Source organism: Geobacillus sp. LYN3, from assembly GCF_003064505.1.
Classification (GTDB): Bacteria; Bacillota; Bacilli; order Bacillales; family Anoxybacillaceae; genus Parageobacillus_B; species Parageobacillus_B toebii.
This window is the reverse complement of the sequence record NZ_QCWL01000001.1, coordinates 2,229,336-2,246,418: the sequence shown is the minus strand read 5'-3', so window position 1 is coordinate 2,246,418 and position 17,083 is coordinate 2,229,336. Positions and strand designations below refer to the sequence as shown.

The following is a 17,083-nucleotide window of genomic DNA, read 5'->3' as shown; positions in this document are numbered from 1 at the left end:
AAAAACGATCTGCCTTGATCCTTAGAAGGACTTGGACAGAGGGATGAACTCAGCCGATTGCTGCGATAAGCGTCCTTCTTTCTCAAGGTAGAGAAAGAAGGTTTTTTTGTTCGGTGATTCATCTCCTCTGCGACAAAAGAGGAGGGAATAGATAATGAAAACGAAAACCGATTTTTTCAAAATGAAGCAAGAAAATGAACCAATTGTCATGCTGACTGCTTACGATTTCCCGTCGGCGAAACTGGCGGAGGCGGCGGGTGTTGACATGATTTTAGTCGGCGATTCGCTCGGAATGGTCGTTTTAGGGTATGATTCAACGATACCTGTTACCATCGAAGATATGATTCATCATACGAAAGCGGTTCGTCGCGGAGCGCCGAATACGTTTATCGTAACCGATATGCCGTTTATGTCTTATCATTTATCCATGGAGGAAGCGCTCCGCAATGCTCAACGCATAATGCAAGAATCAGGAGCGAACGCAGTGAAAGTGGAAGGCGCCGATGATGTTGTAAACGTGATTCGCGCCTTTACAAAAGCAGGGGTTCCAGTTGTTGCCCATCTTGGACTTACTCCGCAGTCTGTTGGAGTGCTTGGTGGTTATAAAGTGCAGGGAAAAGATGCGGAAAGCGCACGAAAATTAATAGAAGACGCTAAGTTATGCGAGGAAGCCGGCGCAATCGCCCTCGTTTTGGAATGTGTGCCGAAACAAATTGCCGCGGAAATAACGAAACAGTTGACGATTCCAACGATCGGTATCGGCGCTGGTGACGAAGTGGATGGCCAAGTGCTAGTATATCATGATGTTCTTGGATATGGGGTAGATCGTGTTCCAAAATTTGTAAAAAAATACGCTAATATTCAAGAAACCATTTCTCACGCGCTCGCAAATTACATCGCTGATGTGAAATTACGGCAGTTTCCAGAAGCCACTCATATGTTTACGATGAAAGAAGAAGAATGGATTGCGCTATATGGGGGAAAACGAACATGATTGTGACAACGAAAATACAGGATATGCAAACCATGATGCAGCAATATCGCCTTGAAGGAAAAACGATCGGTTTTGTACCGACGATGGGGTATTTGCATGAGGGGCATATTGCTCTGTTAAAAAAGGCGCGCGAGGAAAATGATATCGTTGCATTAAGCGTTTTTGTGAATCCGCTTCAGTTCGGTCCAAATGAAGACTTTGCGCGATACCCGCGCGATATAGAACGTGATGAGCGCATTGCAAAAGAAAACGGTGTAGACGTTTTCTTCTGCCCCAGTGTAGAGGAAATGTATCCACACCCATTGAGCGTACAAGTGACCGTGAAAGAACGCGTTGGTGTGCTTTGCGGAAAATCAAGACCCGGTCATTTCGATGGAGTGGCTACCGTTTTAACGAAATTATTTCATATTGTCATGCCGACCCGTGCTTATTTTGGAATGAAGGATGCGCAGCAAGTTGCTGTTGTGGATGGACTTATTCGGGATTTTCATTTTCCGATCGAATTAGTGGCTGTGCCGACCGTTCGCGAAGAAGACGGCCTTGCAAAAAGCTCTCGTAATGTTTACTTATCGCCGGAAGAACGGAAGGAGGCGCCGGCGTTATATCAAGCGCTGCAGCAGGCAAAAACAGCGATTGAGAACGGAGAGCGCAATCCAGAGACGATTTGTGCATTAGTGAAAAATTATATTCAAACACATACACATGCAGAGATTGATTATGTAGAAGTTTATTCTTACCCAGATTTAAAGCCGCTTGAAAAGCTGCATGGAAAAGTGATTATCGCGGTTGCGGTTCGCTTTGCAAGCGCTCGCCTCATCGATAATATTACACTGGACATCGTGTAATTATGATTTTGCTATTTGCTTTCTTTAGGAGGGGATTTCTTCATGTTTCGTACATTAATGAACGCGAAAATTCATCGCGCACGTGTAACAGAAGCAAATTTGAACTACGTTGGCAGCATTACGATCGATGCCGATATTTTAGATGCGGTCGGCATGGTGCCTAATGAAAAAGTGCAAATTGTCAACAATAATAACGGGGCGCGATTTGAAACATATATTATTCCTGGTGAACGCGGCAGCGGAGTATTTTGTTTAAATGGCGCAGCTGCTCGTCTTGTGCAAAAGGGTGATATCATTATTGTTATTTCTTATGCGATCGTTCCTGAGGAAAAAATTGCCCAGCATCGTCCGAAAATCGCTATTATGGATGAAAACAATCGCATTCAGCAGCTAATTGTCGAAGAGCCAGCACATACGGTTTTATAATAAAAGAAAGGGAGAGGGGGCTGTTTCGAGAGCGAAAAGTCCCCTCTCGTTACGTTTTTTTATTTTGAGGTGACAACATGAAAGACCGTTTTGTCATTATTGATTTAGAAACAACGGGGAATGTTCCGAAAAAAGGCGACCGCATCATTCAGCTTGGCATGGTGGTCATTGAGAACGGGCAAATTGTTGATCGTTTCTCTAGTTTTTTTAATCCAGAACGAGACATTCCTCCATTTGTTCAGCAATTAACAAATATTACTGAACAAATGGTCGCGGATGCACCTAGTTTTGCTGAGGAAGCTGCAAAAGTGGCTGACATGTTGCAACAGTCTTATTTTGTTGCTCATAATGTTGCATTTGATTTGCAGTTTTTGCAGGAAGAATTGCATATGGCAGGATTGCCTCCGTTTTCAGGACCGACGATTGATACGGTTGAACTTGCCCGCATTGTCTTTCCGACTGCCGAAAGCTATAAATTAGGAGATTTAGCAAAACAGCTGCATATTGACCATGACCAGCCGCATCAAGCCGATAGCGATGCGGAAGTGACAGCGAAATTGTTCATTGCGTTACTGAACCGTTTGCGTCAACTGCCGTTTATAACATTGCAGCATCTAAAGAGATTGTCTCCTTATCTTAAAAGTGATTTATATCCATTGTTAGACAATATCATTATGGAAAAGATGGCGTCTTTAGCGGATGAAAAGTCGTATATATTTTACCGCGGCATTGCGCTGAAAAAACCTGTTTCGATGCAAAGAAAAGAGGAAGATCATCATAAAGACGCCTCATTTGCCGCGTTTTTTGCTGGCCCGCATACGCTTCCGCTTGATCATTATGAAAGACGAGATGGGCAATGGGAAATGATGAAGCTCGTTTATGAGGCGCTCGAAACGTCTCAGCACGCTTTAATCGAAGCGGGGACAGGAATTGGCAAATCGCTGGCGTATTTAATTCCAAGCGCTTTTTTTGCATATGAACAGCAAAAACGTGTTGTGATTAGTACACATACGCTTCAGTTGCAACAGCAACTTCTTGAACGGGATATTCCTTTTTTAAAAGAGGTCGTTCCGTTTCCGCTTCGCGTAGCGGTGCTGAAAGGAAAGCGCAATTATCTTTCATTGGACAAGTTCATCGCTTTTTTGCAGGAACATCATCAAAATTACGATGTTGTGTTATTAAAATGTCAGCTTCTTGTTTGGTTGACGCAAACGGAAACGGGAGATATGGATGAATTGAATGCATCGTCCGGCGCGCGTTTATTTTGGCCGCTGTTAGTTATGGATGAAGAAGATAATGGCGGAAAATATAATTTCTTTTGGAGAGCGAAGCAGCGAGCGGAAGAAGCTCATATTGTGATTACGAATCACGCTTTTTTATTGCATGATGTTACTGCTTCTACTCCGCTTCTGCCTGATTATGAGCATATGATTATGGATGAAGCGCATCATTTAGAAGAGGTAGCGTCCCATTATTTTGGACAGCAAGTGGATTATGTTTCGATTCGTTTAATACTAACAAGAATTGGAAAAGTGAATGAAAATGGTTCGCTCGCAAAATTAATGAAATTATTTGCCGGGCGCCATTGGAATGCGGATGATCATTTTTTTCGCTGCGGGCAGCTTGTAGAAGAACTTCAGTTTGAGTGTGATGAACTGTTTCGCATGATACGCCGTTATGCATTAGAAAGGAAATCAGCGGAATCTGGACGCTGCCGCTACCGATTTGAACCACAAAAAGAAAGCGGCCGCCAATGGAGTGCAATGAAAGAATTGCTTTGGCGCATCCGCGGCCATGTTGCCAACCTTGTCGATGAAACAAAACAGTTGCAAACGTTTTTTTCAGAAAACAACATGGAATCATCCATATCTGCCCAGCCCTATTCCTATTTTTCCGACGTTTCATCCTTGAACCAAATCATTGATACATTATACGATTTAATCGAAAGCGATGACCCAATGGTGGTCCGGTGGATTGAAGCGGAAGAAAAAGGAGCAGCTAATGCAACGGCTGTTTACTCACAGCCCATTCAGTTGGATGAATTTTTTGCCGAACGGCTGTTTATGCCGAAAAAAAGTATTGTGCTTACCTCGGCGACATTAACGATGAATGGCAGCTTTGCATATATAATATCCCGTTTTGGATTAAGCGATTTTTATCCGATTTGCCAAACGATTCCGTCTCCGTTTTCGTATAAAGAACAGGCAATGTTAATGATTCCAAGCGATTTTCCGCCGATTTCTTCTGTATCTTTGGAAGAATATGCTGCCGTAGTTGCTGAAGGGGTGGCACAAATTGCTAAGCGAATCAAAGGAAAAATGCTTGTTCTCTTTACGTCATACGAATTGCTTAAATTGACGGCGAACGCGATGAAGATGGAGGAACGGAATGAAGATTATGTATTGATTGCGCAAGGGGTACAAAGCGGGAGTGCGACAAAACTGACAAAAGCGTTTCAACAGTTTGATCAAGCTATTTTGTTTGGAACAAGCAATTTTTGGGAAGGTGTCGATTTGCCTGGTGATGAGTTGTCGGTAGTAGTGATTGTCCGTTTGCCATTTGCACCGCCAGATGATCCAGTGATCGAAGCAAAAAGCGAGTATATTCGCGCCAAAGGCGGGAATCCTTTTTACGAGTTGTCTCTTCCGGAGGCTGTACTTCGCTTTAAACAAGGTTTTGGAAGACTAATTCGAACGAAAAAAGATAAGGGTGCGATATTTGTTTTTGATCGCCGGCTTACATCTGCTTCATATGGAAAATACTTTTTAAACTCGTTGCCGTCGCTTACGATCTGTGAAGAATCGCTTGATCAACTTTTGCAAAAACTTGAAAAATGGCTATGATAAATGGACGGAAAATGGCGTAATCTATAGCTAAACTGACTGGTCCAATTTATTCGGCAAATAGCTGGAAAAAGCGCCTTGCCGCACGCATATAGATGCAAAAGCAAGGCGCCTGTTAAAAATATGTGTGGTGTAGGCGGGCAATTTTTTATGAAATAAACAGGTAAACCTGTTATAATAGTGAAGAAATACAACATGTCATATTGTTGTTGTATTTGTATTGTTGCCGTTGTACCTTATTTGTATAAGTAACAAAATTTGTGTCGCACAGGAGGAAGCAATATCATGGAAAGTAAAATTGAAGTGCTTGCTACCGTAAAAATTCAACATTCTGATGATTTATACAAAATTGTTGATTGCCTGAACCGAACGTTGAAACGAAATAATCTTATGTTTGGATTAGCTTTGGATGAAAAGGATAAAAAACAGGCTATTTTTACGATTTATCGTACGTAAGATGTGATGGAAATGAAAAAATGGGGTGTTTTCATCTTCATTTTTTTATGTCTTGGAGTTTGGCAGGCGATTTCTGTTTATCAAGATGCCTTGAAGCCGAAACAGTCGTTGGAAGAAAAGGCATTAGAACGTGCGAAAGAAAAAATTGCTTTCACGCATATCGAGCGCACTTATACATACTACGGTGAAAAAACTTATATTGTGTTTATCGGCAAGAATAAGCAAGGGGAAAAATATATTGCTTGGGTTCCTGAAAAAAAAGGAAATATCGTTGTCAAACGAGCGGAAAGCGGCATTACGGAAGCAGAAGCGATTGCGAAATTAAAAGCGGAGCGTCATCCGAAAAAGCTCATTTCCGCTAAGCTTGGCATGGAAAAGGGTGTACCTCTTTGGGAGTTGACATATATCGATCAATATAATCGCTATTCGTTTTACTACTTAAGTTTTACTGACGGGACATTTCTAAAGAGGTACAGTTTTCAACAATGACGTAATTAGGGGGAAGAAACGATGAAACTTGCAAAGCGGGTTGCTTCACTTACACCATCCACGACATTGGCGATTACGGCAAAAGCAAAAGAACTAAAAGCAGCAGGCTATGACGTGATCGGCTTAGGGGCAGGCGAGCCGGACTTTAACACGCCTCAGCATATTATCGACGCAGCCGTAAAAGCGATGAATGAAGGGCATACGAAATATACGCCATCAGGAGGCCTGCCGGCTCTAAAGGAGGAAATTATTAAGAAATTCGAAAAAGACCAGCAGCTTCATTATGAGCCGTCAGAAATTATCGTTTGTGTCGGAGCAAAACACGCGTTGTATACATTGTTTCAAGTTATTTTAGACGAAGGGGATGAAGTGATCATCCCGACTCCATATTGGGTTAGCTATCCAGAGCAAGTGAAGCTTGCCGGCGGTGTACCCGTTTACGTCGAGGGGCTAGAGGAGAATCACTTTAAAATTACGCCAGAACAGTTAAAAGCGGCGATTACCGACCGGACAAAAGCAGTGATTATTAATTCGCCAAGCAATCCAACGGGAATGATTTATACGGAAGAGGAGCTAAAAGCGCTTGGGGAAGTTTGCTTGCAGCACGATATTTTAATCGTGTCTGACGAAATATATGAAAAATTAGTGTACGGGAATGCAAAACACGTATCCATTGCGCAGTTGTCGCCAGAGTTAAAAGAGCAGACGATCGTGATTAACGGTGTTTCCAAATCGCATTCGATGACAGGGTGGCGGATTGGATACGCGGCTGGAAATAAAGAAATTATTCGGGCAATGACCGACCTTGCAAGCCATAGCACATCAAATCCGACCTCGATCGCGCAATATGCGGCAATTGCCGCGTACAGCGGACCACAAGAGCCGGTGGAAGAAATGCGAAAAGCATTTGAAGAACGGTTAAATATCATTTATGAAAAACTGATTCAAATTCCGGGGTTTACTTGCGTTAAACCACAAGGAGCATTTTATTTGTTCCCGAACGCTCGTCAAGCTGCGGAAATGGCTGGTTATGATACGGTGGACGAATTGGTTAAAGCGTTGTTAGAAGAAGCAAATGTTGCGCTTGTTCCAGGATCTGGATTTGGTGCGCCGGACAACGTCCGTCTATCTTATGCAACTTCGCTTGATGTGTTGGAAGAAGCAGTGAAACGCATTAAACAATTTATGGAACAAAAACTTCAGCGCTCATGATCAAAAAGCGGCTTTGCTTATTGGCAGAGCCGCTTTTCTAACGCAGCTCCGCTCCTTTTCTATTGCCTCTATTTTTGTCGAAATGTATAATATTGAATGATTGTGCTACATACATTGCGTTGCAACAGATGTTGGAGGGAAAAGTACGTGAAAACAACAATTGCAGAAGTAAAAAATTACGTAGGACAAGAAGTAACCATTGGCGCTTGGCTTGCCAACAAGCGTTCTAGTGGAAAAATAGCCTTTTTGCAATTGCGTGATGGAACAGGTTTTATTCAAGGAGTTGTCGAAAAAGCAAACGTAACAGAGGACGTTTTTAAGATTGCCAAATCCATCACGCAAGAAACATCGTTATACGTCACAGGAACGGTGCGTATCGATGAACGTTCTCCATTCGGTTATGAACTTTCCGTAACAAACTTAGAAATTATCCATGAAGCGGTTGATTATCCGATTACTCCGAAAGAACACGGCGTAGAGTTTTTAATGGACCATCGCCATCTTTGGCTTCGGTCGCGCCGTCAGCACGCGATTATGAAAATTCGTAATGAAGTGATTCGCGCAACATATGAATTTTTCAACAATCATGGCTTTGTGAAAGTCGATCCGCCAATTTTGACTGGCAGTGCGCCGGAAGGAACGACGGAATTATTTCATACGAAATATTTTGATGAGGACGCCTATTTGTCACAAAGCGGCCAACTATACATGGAAGCAGCGGCAATGGCGCTCGGTAAAGTATTTTCGTTCGGCCCGACATTTCGTGCCGAAAAATCCAAAACGCGCCGCCATTTAATTGAATTTTGGATGATTGAACCGGAAATGGCGTTTTATGAATTCGAAGATAACTTAAAACTTCAAGAGGAATACGTTTCGTATATTGTTCAGTCTGTATTGAAAAATTGCCAATTGGAGTTAAAGACGTTAGGACGTGACACGGCAAAGCTCGAGCTTGTTAAACCTCCATTCCCGCGCATTACATATGATGAGGCGATACAACTTTTGCATGAAAAAGGGTTTAACGACATTCAGTGGGGCGACGATTTTGGCGCGCCGCATGAAACAACGATTGCCGAAAGTTTTGACAAGCCTGTATTTATTACGCATTATCCAACCACATTAAAACCGTTTTATATGCAGCCGGATCCAAAGCGTCCAGAGGTCGTGTTATGCGCGGACTTAATTGCGCCGGAAGGCTACGGAGAAATTATTGGTGGCTCAGAGCGTATCCATGACTATGAATTGTTAAAGCAGCGCCTTGAAGAGCATAACCTGCCGATGGAAGCGTACAAGTGGTATTTAGAGTTGCGTCAGTACGGTTCCGTTCCTCACTCTGGATTCGGTTTAGGACTTGAACGCACGGTTGCTTGGATTTGCGGCGTCGATCATGTTCGCGAAACGATTCCGTTCCCGCGTTTGTTGAACCGTCTTTATCCGTAAAGAAATCCCCCGAAAAGGGGGTTTTTTTATCTCATTATGCTATACTATAATTGAGGTGCATCCGTATGGATAAAAAGAAAATGGTCGAATGGCTGTCACAAGGAAGTTTTGCCATTCCAAAATTATTGTTGAATCACTATAAACATCTCGGTTTGTCTGAAACAGAATTCGTGCTATTATTACATATGCATTCCTTTATCGAAGAAGGAATTTTATTTCCTACTCCAGCTGAGTTAGCCGAAAAAATGACGGTCACTCCTTCCGAGTGCATGGAAATGCTTCGTAAATTGCTGCAAAAAGGGTTTATTTCGATTGAAGAGCATATGGATGAGCGGGAGATTCGCAGTGAAAAATATTCGCTGCAGCCGCTTTGGGAAAAGCTTGTTCATTATTTATACGCCGAGTCGCTTAAAGAAGAAAAACAAGAGCGGCAAGAGGAAGAGCAAAGTTTGTATACCGTGTTTGAACAAGAGTTTGGCCGCCCGCTCTCTCCGTTTGAATGTGAAACATTATCGATGTGGATTGACCAGGACGGACATAGTCCGCTCATCATTAAAGCGGCGCTTCGTGAGGCGGTGTTATCAGGAAAATTAAACTTCCGTTATATTGACCGTATTTTATTTGAATGGAAAAAGAATGGAATTCGCACGATCGAGCAGGCGCAAAATTACGGAAGAAAATTCCGAAAACATCAGCAGTCAGCCAAATCGATACAACCTGTGCAAAATGAGTATAAACAAACGATTCCATTTTTTAATTGGCTGGACTCGTAAGCGAGAGGCGTTGTCTCTCGTTTTTCTTTGCAAGTAGGACAGGAGAAAGGAGAAGATGGATGCTTACGAAACAACAAATTCGCTATTGTCTAGATAAAATGGGAGAAATGTTTCCCGACGCACATTGTGAGTTAGTGCACCGGAATCCGTTTGAGTTATTAATTGCTGTCGTCTTATCCGCCCAATGTACGGACGCATTAGTCAATAAAGTAACGAAACGTTTATTTGAAAAGTATAAAACTCCGGAAGACTATGTGGCTGTCCCGCTTGAAGAACTGCAGCAAGATATTCGCTCGATTGGTCTTTATCGCAACAAAGCGAAAAATATTCAAAAATTATGCGCGATATTAATGGAAAAATATAATGGAGAAGTGCCGAAAGATCGCGATGAGCTAATGAAATTACCGGGAGTCGGACGGAAAACGGCGAACGTGGTTGTTTCTGTCGCCTTTGGTATACCCGCAATTGCTGTGGATACGCATGTCGAGCGCGTCAGCAAACGGCTCGGTTTTTGCCGATGGGATGCTTCCGTATTGGAAGTCGAGGAAACGTTAATGAAAAAAATTCCGAAAGAAGAATGGTCGATTACACATCATCGCATGATTTTTTTCGGCCGTTATCATTGTAAAGCGCAGTCTCCGCAATGTCACGTTTGTCCGCTTCTTGATTTATGCCGGGAAGGGAAAAAGCGAATGCGCAAAAGGGGGACAAATGATGCGCATACCAAATGAGTTTGTGCATCCATTGTTTTTTCGTGAAGGAGAAGTCATGAAAATAAAAGATGAGAAGCCTTTTCCGCATATGATGAAAATCGTTTATTTTTATTATGATATGATCGAACGCGAACCGTTTCCTTGGAGCAATATCGAACAATCGATTCCTGCAGTGCTTCAGTTGTGGAATGAGGAGAAAGAAATGTTAGAGGGCTGTTTTGCCAAACGCGACCGCCGCTCTGCTCGCGCTCCGATGATCCGGGGGCTTTCTTATTTGCTTTCCTGTTTATTTTGGCTGAACGGAAAGCGAGTAAAAAACGTGCGTCATTGGCAAGAAGAAATACGTGCGCTGCCGCTGAAGCCGGTAAATTGTCCGGAACGACTTCAATTTGTTTTTGACCGTTGTGATATATATCATTCATTTATTCAGTTGAGCGAATTATTGGAGGAAACGGCAAAATTAGCGTACAAACAAATGGCAATAAACAAAAGGATGTCTCGATAGGCGAGACATCCTTTTGTTATTGTTTTTTAATTTTCACTTTCTTGTTTTATGACATTGGAACGATAAGGATTGGTTCCAATAGCGTTGTTATGCTGGGTATTATGAGTATTACCATTATTTGCCCCATTAGGAGGGGTATTGCCGTTATTTCCCCCGTTGTTAGGCGGGGTATTTCCATTGTTTCCTCCGCCATTGTTGTTATTATTTTGCGGCGGAGGAGTTGTCGGATTGGTAGATGGCGGCGTCGGGGAAGTAGTGCCATCAGAATTGCCATTATTATTGCTATTATCATTGTTATTGCTGTCCTCGTTAGTTCCATTATTATTATTTTCATTTGGTTGTTGTTCGATATTTTCACCTTGATTTGTTTGATCAGAAGGAGAAGTTTGATCTTGATTTTCCTCTCCTTGTTGGTTTTGTTCTTCCCCTGGCACTCGTACGCTAGTCAATGCTGGTCTGCTTTGGATTTTTCCATCTTTTGCGTAAACGGCGAATGTGTAAGTGCCTGGTGTTGGATTATTGACAGTAATCGCTTTTTCTCTTGTCGTAACGACATTTTGCTCGCCTTTGTCATTTTTTATACGAACTTCAAAGATGGCGTTGTCGTTGCTATAGTTCCATGAAACAGAAATGGAGTTTGTTTCCGCGTTATACGCCGCTTGCAAATTCGTTACTGATGGCAATGTTTCCTGTTCGTCTTTCGCTGTTTCTGTCGGTTCCGTTCCTCTGACGAAACATTCGTAACTAATTTCGCTTTCTGGCGTATATTTGCTTGCTAGTTTTGGCGGATTAGTGCCTTTTTTAATCGGCAGTTTTACAACGCTATTCGGCATTTTAAAATCGCTGCCGCCATCATCTACGTAGGAAATGACCTGTTTAAATAAAAGGCGTGAAATCTTCTGCTCGTATTGTGATAAATCAGCGGTGCTGCTGCGTTTGCTGAATCCGGTCCAAACCGCTGCCGTATAGTTTGGTGTATAGCCGACAAACCAGCTGTCCGGTACGGCGCGTTCAGATAGATCGTATTTTCTCGCCACTTCGCTAGGATAGTTCGTTGTTCCCGTTTTGCCGGCAACATGAAGCCCTGGAACGTTCGCAAGCGTACCCGTTCCGTATTGGACAACCGATTTTAACATATCTGTAATCATGTACGCTGTATAATCTTTCATCACTTTTTTCGGTTTTGGTTTTAAGTTCATCTCTGTGCCGTCCGGAAAGACGATTTTCGTGACAGCGTGCGGCTTAATATATACCCCATTATTGCCAAAAGCACTATAAGCTCCAGCCATTTGCAATGGAGAAACACGGTTTTCCAATCCGCCGATCGCATACGCTTCATGCACTTCGTCCAATCCCATGCCGAGTCTGTTAGCAAATTCTTTTGCACGCTCTTTTCCAACAGCTTGAAGCGCTTTTAACGCTGGAATGTTGCGGGATTTTGCCAAAGCATAGCGTATGGTCATCGGACCTAAATATTTTCTATCAGCATTTCGTATCGGCTTTCCGTTAGAGTAAGAGTATGGTTCATCGACGATTTGATGGGCAGTCGACCATTTTAAGTATTCAATTGCCGGACCGTAATCTAAAATTGGCTTAATGGATGACCCAGGCTGACCGACTGGTTGAATCGCATAGTTAAACCCAAACGTTACCTTTTCGCGATGGCGTCCGCCGCCAAGCGCGCGAATTTCGCCTGTTTTTGTATCAACTAGCGCGATTGCCGACTGCAAGTCTTTTTTATCTGTAAACAACGTATCGGAATTTAATAAATCCTCCACATGTTTTTGCGCATCTTGGTCTAGCGTTGTATAAATTTTTAATCCGTCTTCAAACACGTTAACATTCGCTTGATCGGTAACTTCTTTAATAACTTCATCGATAAACGAGTCATACGGAATAGAGTTATCATGTTTTTTTCGTTCAACCAGCATCGATTTGATCGGTACTTGCTTTGCTTTTTCCGCTTCCTCTTTTGTGATAAAGCCATGTTTTGCCATTAGCGATAACACAAGATCCCGGCGCTTTTTCGCAGCTTCCGGATGGTCATATGGGTTGTAGTTGTTTGGGCTTTGCGGCATTCCCGCAAGCAAAGCCGCTTCAGGAAGCGTCAAGTCTTTTAAATCCGTCTTTCCAAAATAATATTCCGTGGCTCTAGCCACGCCATAAATGCTGTCTGAGTAATAAACTTTATTTAAATACATTTCTAAAATTTCCTGTTTCGAATACTTTTGTTCCAAACGAAGGGAAAGCCATAATTCTTGCGCTTTTCGTTTTAACGTTTTTTCCCGTGATAAGAAAGTAAGTTTGGTGACTTGCTGAGTGATCGTGCTTCCGCCTTCGGCCCCAAACCCTTCTTTTATGTTAGCAACAACAGCGCCGGCAAGCCGGATAAAATCCACGCCGTGATGCTTGTAAAAGCGAACGTCTTCTGTCGCCAAAACAGCGTTTTCTAACACTTTTGGAATATCTTTATAAGAAATATAGGTTCGTTTGTAACCGCCGAGCTCCGCCACTTTACGGCCATTCATGTCATAAACAGTGGATGATAAAGGGTCTTTAATTTTTGCTTCATCAAACGGCGGCGCATCTTTAATGAAATAGGCAAATGTAGCAATTCCTCCCACCATTCCTATCATCATGAACAATAAGACAGCAACCGTTAATTTTTTAAAGAGTGATGTACCTTTTTGTTTTTTCGCTTTCTTTTGCTTTGCTCGCTTGGATGCTTGTTTTCGTTCCACACGAGAACGATATTCACCAGACATAAGCGAATCCTGCCTTTCTTATGAAATTTACATCTGTTAATGAGAAAAGTAGACTTTTTCTACTACACTAATATAATCAATTCTCGGTTGGTAGCCAAGTGCAATGTAATGGCCGTACCGTTCGATTTCTCGTTTTGGGATGGATTTTCTTCCTCCTGATCGTTGTTGTTCCCAAAACATAATCAAATGGTTCGCATCAAGAAGATAAACTTCATTCAGTGTAGTAAAACGCAAAATGACAAAACAAATTCCCCCGTGCCGCAATACTTGTTGCATATGATGAATTTGGTGTTCATGGAAATTTTTTAATGGAAACGATGTTTTATTTTTCGTTTCTTTTGCTTCAAAATCAATGTATTTCCCACGATATACACCGTTGTAGTCAGTGGTGGATGCTTGTTTAAAATATGCTTCTTTAATGACTGCGGCACTTCGTTTTGGGTAGTCGACACGAACGATTTGCACCGGCGTCGGTTTTTTATAAATGACGGCAATCCCGTGTTCGCGGTAATATTCGTTTGTTGCATTCAAATCTTCTTCTAGCGTCATTCCCCGATTTCCGTAGTTTGTCTGAAATGGATGAATCGGCTTGTTTATTTGTTTTGTTTCATACGTTTTGCCTCCAGGATATTTAAACATAATCTTCATCTCCTTTGAATGTTTTCTATTATACCATAGGAAATCGAGAAACGGGTGCAATAAGCGTCTCAATTCATCCTTTCACATACATGATTACGCAGACAATTTTTTTTCTTGACCGTATTTTACATATGTCGAAATTGTTCGAAGTAATGATTGCGGACACTTTCTTTGCCGAAATAGTTCTAGTTTTGTCATATAGGAAGGGAGTCAAGGTTTTATCGCGAATTGATTATCATCATGAAGATGGGAGGAGATAACAGTGGATCAGCGGTGGGCCAAAAAAGAGGAAGTGGAAAAACAACTATATGAAATTTTCCAATTAATACAGCAAGTAGACGCCAAAATGGAAAAAGTGATCGAAGATATCATTGAGGAGCGTTATGAACAAAACCAAACACAGTTTGAGCGATTAGAGCAACAATTGGCGAATGTCGAAGAGCAATTAGATGATTTTGCGGAAGGAGAGGATCCATCACTTCCATTTGCTTCAAAGCTTTACTTTGTGTAAGTTTTTCCCTTCAGCGTAAAAGGTATGGTATAGTAAAAAAGGACGCTTGGAGGGAAATCGCCATGGAAAAGCAGTTAAAAGTGTTGACAGAAAAGTTATTGGACTACAATAAGCAATTGCTATACATTTCTCAGCAAGCTCAAGAGCAACAAAAGGAACCGGATTTTTTTGAAGAGGTAAAGCCATTTGCTGATCAAGTAAAACAAGTAGTAGACGAATGGAAACAAATGGCGCTTTTATGGGTGAAAAAAGTACGACCAAAGCATATTTACGAAGTACAAATTGAAACGGCAGGAGAAAATATCGAAAAAATATGTGTGGAAGCATTTTATCCATCGGTCCCACATCGGCGCATCAAGCAATTTTGCCGATCGATTGAATATACGTTGTTGCTTATCGAAGAACGCTTAGAAGAGAGCGTTCAGCAATGATAGACGGAAGCTGTCTTCGATGTAAAAGAAGACAGCTTTTTTATTATAAATCTTTTTTCACCTTTACAGAAACAGGACCGCTGTTTTCTGTTGCGACGGTTCCAATTTCATATTCGACGCGCTCTGTCGCTTTTGGCGAAACATTGTTTCCATGCTTCGGTTTCTCATGGTCATGGCCTTTTAGCTTATGTTGAAAATGGACGCCTCTACCCATTGCAAACACCCCTTGTTATTACTTTGGCAAAAAAAAAAGAGAAGTATACAAAAAAAGAAAGGGAAAAGCAACCCTCTCAGGATTTATAAGCTGATATATTCGTTTTTATTATCTGGTTTATAAGCACCAGCAAGTTCCAATTCACGAACAAGATCGCGGTACTGTGCAATCGTGATCTCTCCGCGCAAATACATTTGGCGCGTAAAACAAAGCAACTCATTCATATCAGTCGGTTCATAGTCTTTTACTGCGATAAATTTGTTTTTTAATTCTGCCATGTTCATCCTGCTTTCCCCCTTCCCCTTTTATATATAAATAATAGTACCATAAGAAGATGGTATTTTTTTAAATTCGGAAAATTAAAACTTCAGACAATTCATGACATGTCCATCCTCACGTTCATCTGTTTTTGCACATATACTATGTCAGCCTAGAAATTGGGGGGAGTAGATGTATGTATCGATATCCACGTCCTTTATCCACGCCATTTTCTCATTATGCGCCATATCACCATGCGTGGCATCCATATCCATATGCCCCGCCGTTTCCTAGCTATTTGCCGATCGGGCATCATCAACATACCGCTGTGTCTCCGTACCCTGCGCCATACCCAAAACCTGGTCCTTTGTTAACACCGCCATCACCTGGTATTCAGTCGTTAATGGCACAGTTTAAAAAATCCGATGGCACATATGATATTAATAAAATGATGAACACCATGGGGCAAATGATTAATACCGTTAATCAAGTAAACGGGGTGCTTAAAGGATTAATTAACACATTTAAAAAGTAAACTCCTCCGCGGACGTTCGTGGAGGAGTTTGCTTTTTAAATGAGCAGCTCATACACTTCATTTAATTGATATACTCGCTCAAAATCGTGCTCATCCATCGCGTAGCGAATTTCATGAGGCAAAATGCGGTCTAAAAAAGCGGCTTCTTTTTGCGACAGGTCGCGGACGAATTCGCCTTCACTTTTGTATGAATACGGAAGTAAATCACATAAAAATTCATAATATAAGAAAGGGCTGCCCATTTTTTGGACATGCCCTTTTTCTTATTCGATATCGATATATTTTCGCTTTTGCGGCAGCCGGATGATCAGTTTGCCGTTTTTCCATGACGCCTTTACTTCTTTTTCACTTACTGCGTAAGGCAATGGGATTACGCGAGCAATATGTTGATGCATTCGTCGTCGTTGATAAAAATGACTTTGTTCGTCTATTGATTCGATCATTTCATTATTTTGGATGATAAGCTGTAAATGATTATCGATAAATTCCAGCTGAATCTGGTTTCGTTTTACATTAGGAAGATGAGCGATAATCGTATATTCGTCTTTCGTTTCGCGAACATCAATTGGAATATAGGTGTGGGAAAGCGTTTTCTGGAAGTATTCATCGAGCGTTTCCATCATTTTTTTTAACGGTCGTTCATCAAAAAATTGGTCGACCATTTCCCATAAATGTTGGAGCGGGTTACTATTTCCCTCTTTTTTCATCGGCGGCTGAAAATGATCGCTCATTCCCCCATAGCCCTCCTTTCGCATGGCATTCCTTAGTTTAAATGTATGTGCAGTAATGGAAAAAAGTCACTCTTATTTTTACTTGATGAAACCGACAAAGAACGTTATATCCAAACAGTACGAGGCGCTGGATATGTGATGCGGTCATGAAACTTTTTTGATCGGAAAACGTCTCATTAAAATGGAAGCTTACTTTTCTTTCTGCAATCGCCATTTTTATTACTTATTTTGTTTTCACGAGAACATCCGCCGGAAGCCCACTGCTTTAGCTGTGGAGGAAGGCGGGGTTTATATTTTTAGTAT

General features: G+C 41.8%; 20 protein-coding genes. 14 read left to right on the top strand and 6 right to left on the bottom strand.

All coding sequences use genetic code 11. The annotated features are described in order from the left end of the window. Nucleotides 1-154 precede the first annotated feature (154 nt). From panB to DCC82_RS11640, 11 genes are all read left to right on the top strand, one after another. Nucleotides 155-994 (top strand): 3-methyl-2-oxobutanoate hydroxymethyltransferase, encoded by an 840-nt coding sequence (panB, locus tag DCC82_RS11690; RefSeq protein ID WP_097354681.1) that lies wholly within the window; start codon nucleotides 155-157, stop codon nucleotides 992-994. Next, a complete protein-coding gene (gene panC / locus DCC82_RS11685; protein WP_062678515.1) occupies nucleotides 991-1,839 on the top strand; it encodes a pantoate--beta-alanine ligase in 849 nt (282 codons plus the stop codon). The genes panB and panC overlap by 4 nt, the downstream gene beginning before the upstream one ends. Before the next feature lie 42 nt (nucleotides 1,840-1,881). After that, nucleotides 1,882-2,265, top strand: a complete 384-nt coding sequence (gene panD, locus DCC82_RS11680; protein ID WP_015864251.1) for an aspartate 1-decarboxylase — start codon at nucleotides 1,882-1,884, stop codon at nucleotides 2,263-2,265. A gap of 77 nt (nucleotides 2,266-2,342) precedes the next feature. Then, nucleotides 2,343-5,108 (top strand): ATP-dependent DNA helicase DinG, encoded by a 2,766-nt coding sequence (gene dinG, locus DCC82_RS11675; RefSeq protein ID WP_097354680.1) that lies wholly within the window; start codon nucleotides 2,343-2,345, stop codon nucleotides 5,106-5,108. Nucleotides 5,109-5,393: 285 nt separating this feature from the next. Then, entirely contained in the window at nucleotides 5,394-5,564 is a 171-nt protein-coding gene (locus DCC82_RS11670) for a YpmA family protein (protein WP_015864249.1), read from the top strand. Between the two features lie 6 nt (nucleotides 5,565-5,570). Further along, nucleotides 5,571-6,053 (top strand): cell wall elongation regulator TseB-like domain-containing protein, encoded by a 483-nt coding sequence (locus DCC82_RS11665; RefSeq protein ID WP_015864248.1) that lies wholly within the window; start codon nucleotides 5,571-5,573, stop codon nucleotides 6,051-6,053. Between the two features lie 21 nt (nucleotides 6,054-6,074). Then, complete coding sequence (locus DCC82_RS11660) at nucleotides 6,075-7,265, top strand: pyridoxal phosphate-dependent aminotransferase (RefSeq protein WP_015864247.1); 1,191 nt, start codon at nucleotides 6,075-6,077, stop codon at nucleotides 7,263-7,265. A 147-nt stretch (nucleotides 7,266-7,412) separates the two neighbouring features. Then, nucleotides 7,413-8,705, top strand: coding sequence for an asparagine--tRNA ligase (asnS, locus tag DCC82_RS11655; protein WP_097354679.1), 1,293 nt, complete (start codon nucleotides 7,413-7,415; stop codon nucleotides 8,703-8,705). A gap of 65 nt (nucleotides 8,706-8,770) precedes the next feature. Next, on the top strand, nucleotides 8,771-9,478 hold the full coding sequence (locus tag DCC82_RS11650; protein WP_097354678.1) for a DnaD domain-containing protein: 708 nt from the start codon (nucleotides 8,771-8,773) through the stop codon (nucleotides 9,476-9,478). Nucleotides 9,479-9,537: 59 nt separating this feature from the next. After that, nucleotides 9,538-10,209, top strand: coding sequence for an endonuclease III (gene nth, locus DCC82_RS11645; protein WP_097354677.1), 672 nt, complete (start codon nucleotides 9,538-9,540; stop codon nucleotides 10,207-10,209). After that, entirely contained in the window at nucleotides 10,190-10,696 is a 507-nt protein-coding gene (locus DCC82_RS11640; protein WP_233252993.1) for a YpoC family protein, read from the top strand. The genes nth and DCC82_RS11640 overlap by 20 nt, the downstream gene beginning before the upstream one ends. Before the next feature lie 26 nt (nucleotides 10,697-10,722). Here the strand turns inward: DCC82_RS11640 and DCC82_RS11635 are convergent, their stop codons facing one another. Both DCC82_RS11635 and recU read right to left on the bottom strand, forming a co-directional pair. Further along, nucleotides 10,723-13,461 (bottom strand): penicillin-binding protein 1A, encoded by a 2,739-nt coding sequence (locus DCC82_RS11635; protein WP_097354675.1) that lies wholly within the window; start codon nucleotides 13,459-13,461, stop codon nucleotides 10,723-10,725. A gap of 36 nt (nucleotides 13,462-13,497) precedes the next feature. Beyond that, the gene (recU, locus tag DCC82_RS11630; RefSeq protein ID WP_081189457.1) at nucleotides 13,498-14,103 is read right to left on the bottom strand and encodes a Holliday junction resolvase RecU; all 606 of its coding nucleotides are present in this window, start codon (nucleotides 14,101-14,103) and stop codon (nucleotides 13,498-13,500) included. A 259-nt stretch (nucleotides 14,104-14,362) separates the two neighbouring features. Between recU and DCC82_RS11625 the strand changes: the two genes are divergently transcribed. Both DCC82_RS11625 and DCC82_RS11620 read left to right on the top strand, forming a co-directional pair. After that, nucleotides 14,363-14,611, top strand: a complete 249-nt coding sequence (locus DCC82_RS11625) for a hypothetical protein (RefSeq protein WP_015864240.1) — start codon at nucleotides 14,363-14,365, stop codon at nucleotides 14,609-14,611. A gap of 62 nt (nucleotides 14,612-14,673) precedes the next feature. Then, complete coding sequence (locus tag DCC82_RS11620) at nucleotides 14,674-15,042, top strand: YppE family protein (protein WP_062678507.1); 369 nt, start codon at nucleotides 14,674-14,676, stop codon at nucleotides 15,040-15,042. Between the two features lie 43 nt (nucleotides 15,043-15,085). Here the strand turns inward: DCC82_RS11620 and DCC82_RS17685 are convergent, their stop codons facing one another. Together DCC82_RS17685 and DCC82_RS11615 are read right to left on the bottom strand one after the other, a co-directional pair. Next, a complete protein-coding gene (locus DCC82_RS17685; RefSeq protein ID WP_162839696.1) occupies nucleotides 15,086-15,256 on the bottom strand; it encodes a hypothetical protein in 171 nt (56 codons plus the stop codon). 83 nt (nucleotides 15,257-15,339) lie between these two features. Continuing rightward, a complete protein-coding gene (locus tag DCC82_RS11615; protein WP_097354674.1) occupies nucleotides 15,340-15,540 on the bottom strand; it encodes a YppF family protein in 201 nt (66 codons plus the stop codon). Between the two features lie 170 nt (nucleotides 15,541-15,710). Between DCC82_RS11615 and DCC82_RS11610 the strand changes: the two genes are divergently transcribed. Beyond that, nucleotides 15,711-16,049, top strand: coding sequence for a YppG family protein (locus DCC82_RS11610; protein ID WP_097354673.1), 339 nt, complete (start codon nucleotides 15,711-15,713; stop codon nucleotides 16,047-16,049). Nucleotides 16,050-16,084: 35 nt separating this feature from the next. On the opposite strand, the gene DCC82_RS11605 is transcribed toward DCC82_RS11610, so the two are convergent. Both DCC82_RS11605 and DCC82_RS11600 read right to left on the bottom strand, forming a co-directional pair. Next, nucleotides 16,085-16,291, bottom strand: coding sequence for a hypothetical protein (locus DCC82_RS11605; RefSeq protein WP_158268586.1), 207 nt, complete (start codon nucleotides 16,289-16,291; stop codon nucleotides 16,085-16,087). 21 nt (nucleotides 16,292-16,312) lie between these two features. Continuing rightward, the gene (locus DCC82_RS11600) at nucleotides 16,313-16,780 is read right to left on the bottom strand and encodes an Hsp20/alpha crystallin family protein (protein WP_062678502.1); all 468 of its coding nucleotides are present in this window, start codon (nucleotides 16,778-16,780) and stop codon (nucleotides 16,313-16,315) included. Nucleotides 16,781-17,083: the final 303 nt, after the last annotated feature.

What these genes read in the sequence shown, in the direction of transcription:
- panB (WP_097354681.1), top strand. Translation starts at nt 155, where the DNA reads ATGAAAACGAAAACCGATTTTTTCAAAATGAAGCAAGAAAATGAACCA.
- panC (WP_062678515.1), top strand. Translation starts at nt 991, where the DNA reads ATGATTGTGACAACGAAAATACAGGATATGCAAACCATGATGCAGCAA.
- panD (WP_015864251.1), top strand. Translation starts at nt 1,882, where the DNA reads ATGTTTCGTACATTAATGAACGCGAAAATTCATCGCGCACGTGTAACA.
- dinG (WP_097354680.1), top strand. Translation starts at nt 2,343, where the DNA reads ATGAAAGACCGTTTTGTCATTATTGATTTAGAAACAACGGGGAATGTT.
- DCC82_RS11670 (WP_015864249.1), top strand. Translation starts at nt 5,394, where the DNA reads ATGGAAAGTAAAATTGAAGTGCTTGCTACCGTAAAAATTCAACATTCT.
- DCC82_RS11665 (WP_015864248.1), top strand. Translation starts at nt 5,571, where the DNA reads ATGGAAATGAAAAAATGGGGTGTTTTCATCTTCATTTTTTTATGTCTT.
- DCC82_RS11660 (WP_015864247.1), top strand. Translation starts at nt 6,075, where the DNA reads ATGAAACTTGCAAAGCGGGTTGCTTCACTTACACCATCCACGACATTG.
- DCC82_RS11650 (WP_097354678.1), top strand. Translation starts at nt 8,771, where the DNA reads ATGGATAAAAAGAAAATGGTCGAATGGCTGTCACAAGGAAGTTTTGCC.
- nth (WP_097354677.1), top strand. Translation starts at nt 9,538, where the DNA reads ATGCTTACGAAACAACAAATTCGCTATTGTCTAGATAAAATGGGAGAA.
- DCC82_RS11640 (WP_233252993.1), top strand. Translation starts at nt 10,190, where the DNA reads ATGATGCGCATACCAAATGAGTTTGTGCATCCATTGTTTTTTCGTGAA.
- DCC82_RS11635 (WP_097354675.1), bottom strand. Translation starts at nt 13,461, where the DNA reads ATGTCTGGTGAATATCGTTCTCGTGTGGAACGAAAACAAGCATCCAAG.
- DCC82_RS11620 (WP_062678507.1), top strand. Translation starts at nt 14,674, where the DNA reads ATGGAAAAGCAGTTAAAAGTGTTGACAGAAAAGTTATTGGACTACAAT.
- DCC82_RS17685 (WP_162839696.1), bottom strand. Translation starts at nt 15,256, where the DNA reads ATGGGTAGAGGCGTCCATTTTCAACATAAGCTAAAAGGCCATGACCAT.
- DCC82_RS11615 (WP_097354674.1), bottom strand. Translation starts at nt 15,540, where the DNA reads ATGAACATGGCAGAATTAAAAAACAAATTTATCGCAGTAAAAGACTAT.
- DCC82_RS11610 (WP_097354673.1), top strand. Translation starts at nt 15,711, where the DNA reads ATGTATCGATATCCACGTCCTTTATCCACGCCATTTTCTCATTATGCG.
- DCC82_RS11605 (WP_158268586.1), bottom strand. Translation starts at nt 16,291, where the DNA reads ATGGGCAGCCCTTTCTTATATTATGAATTTTTATGTGATTTACTTCCG.
- DCC82_RS11600 (WP_062678502.1), bottom strand. Translation starts at nt 16,780, where the DNA reads ATGAGCGATCATTTTCAGCCGCCGATGAAAAAAGAGGGAAATAGTAAC.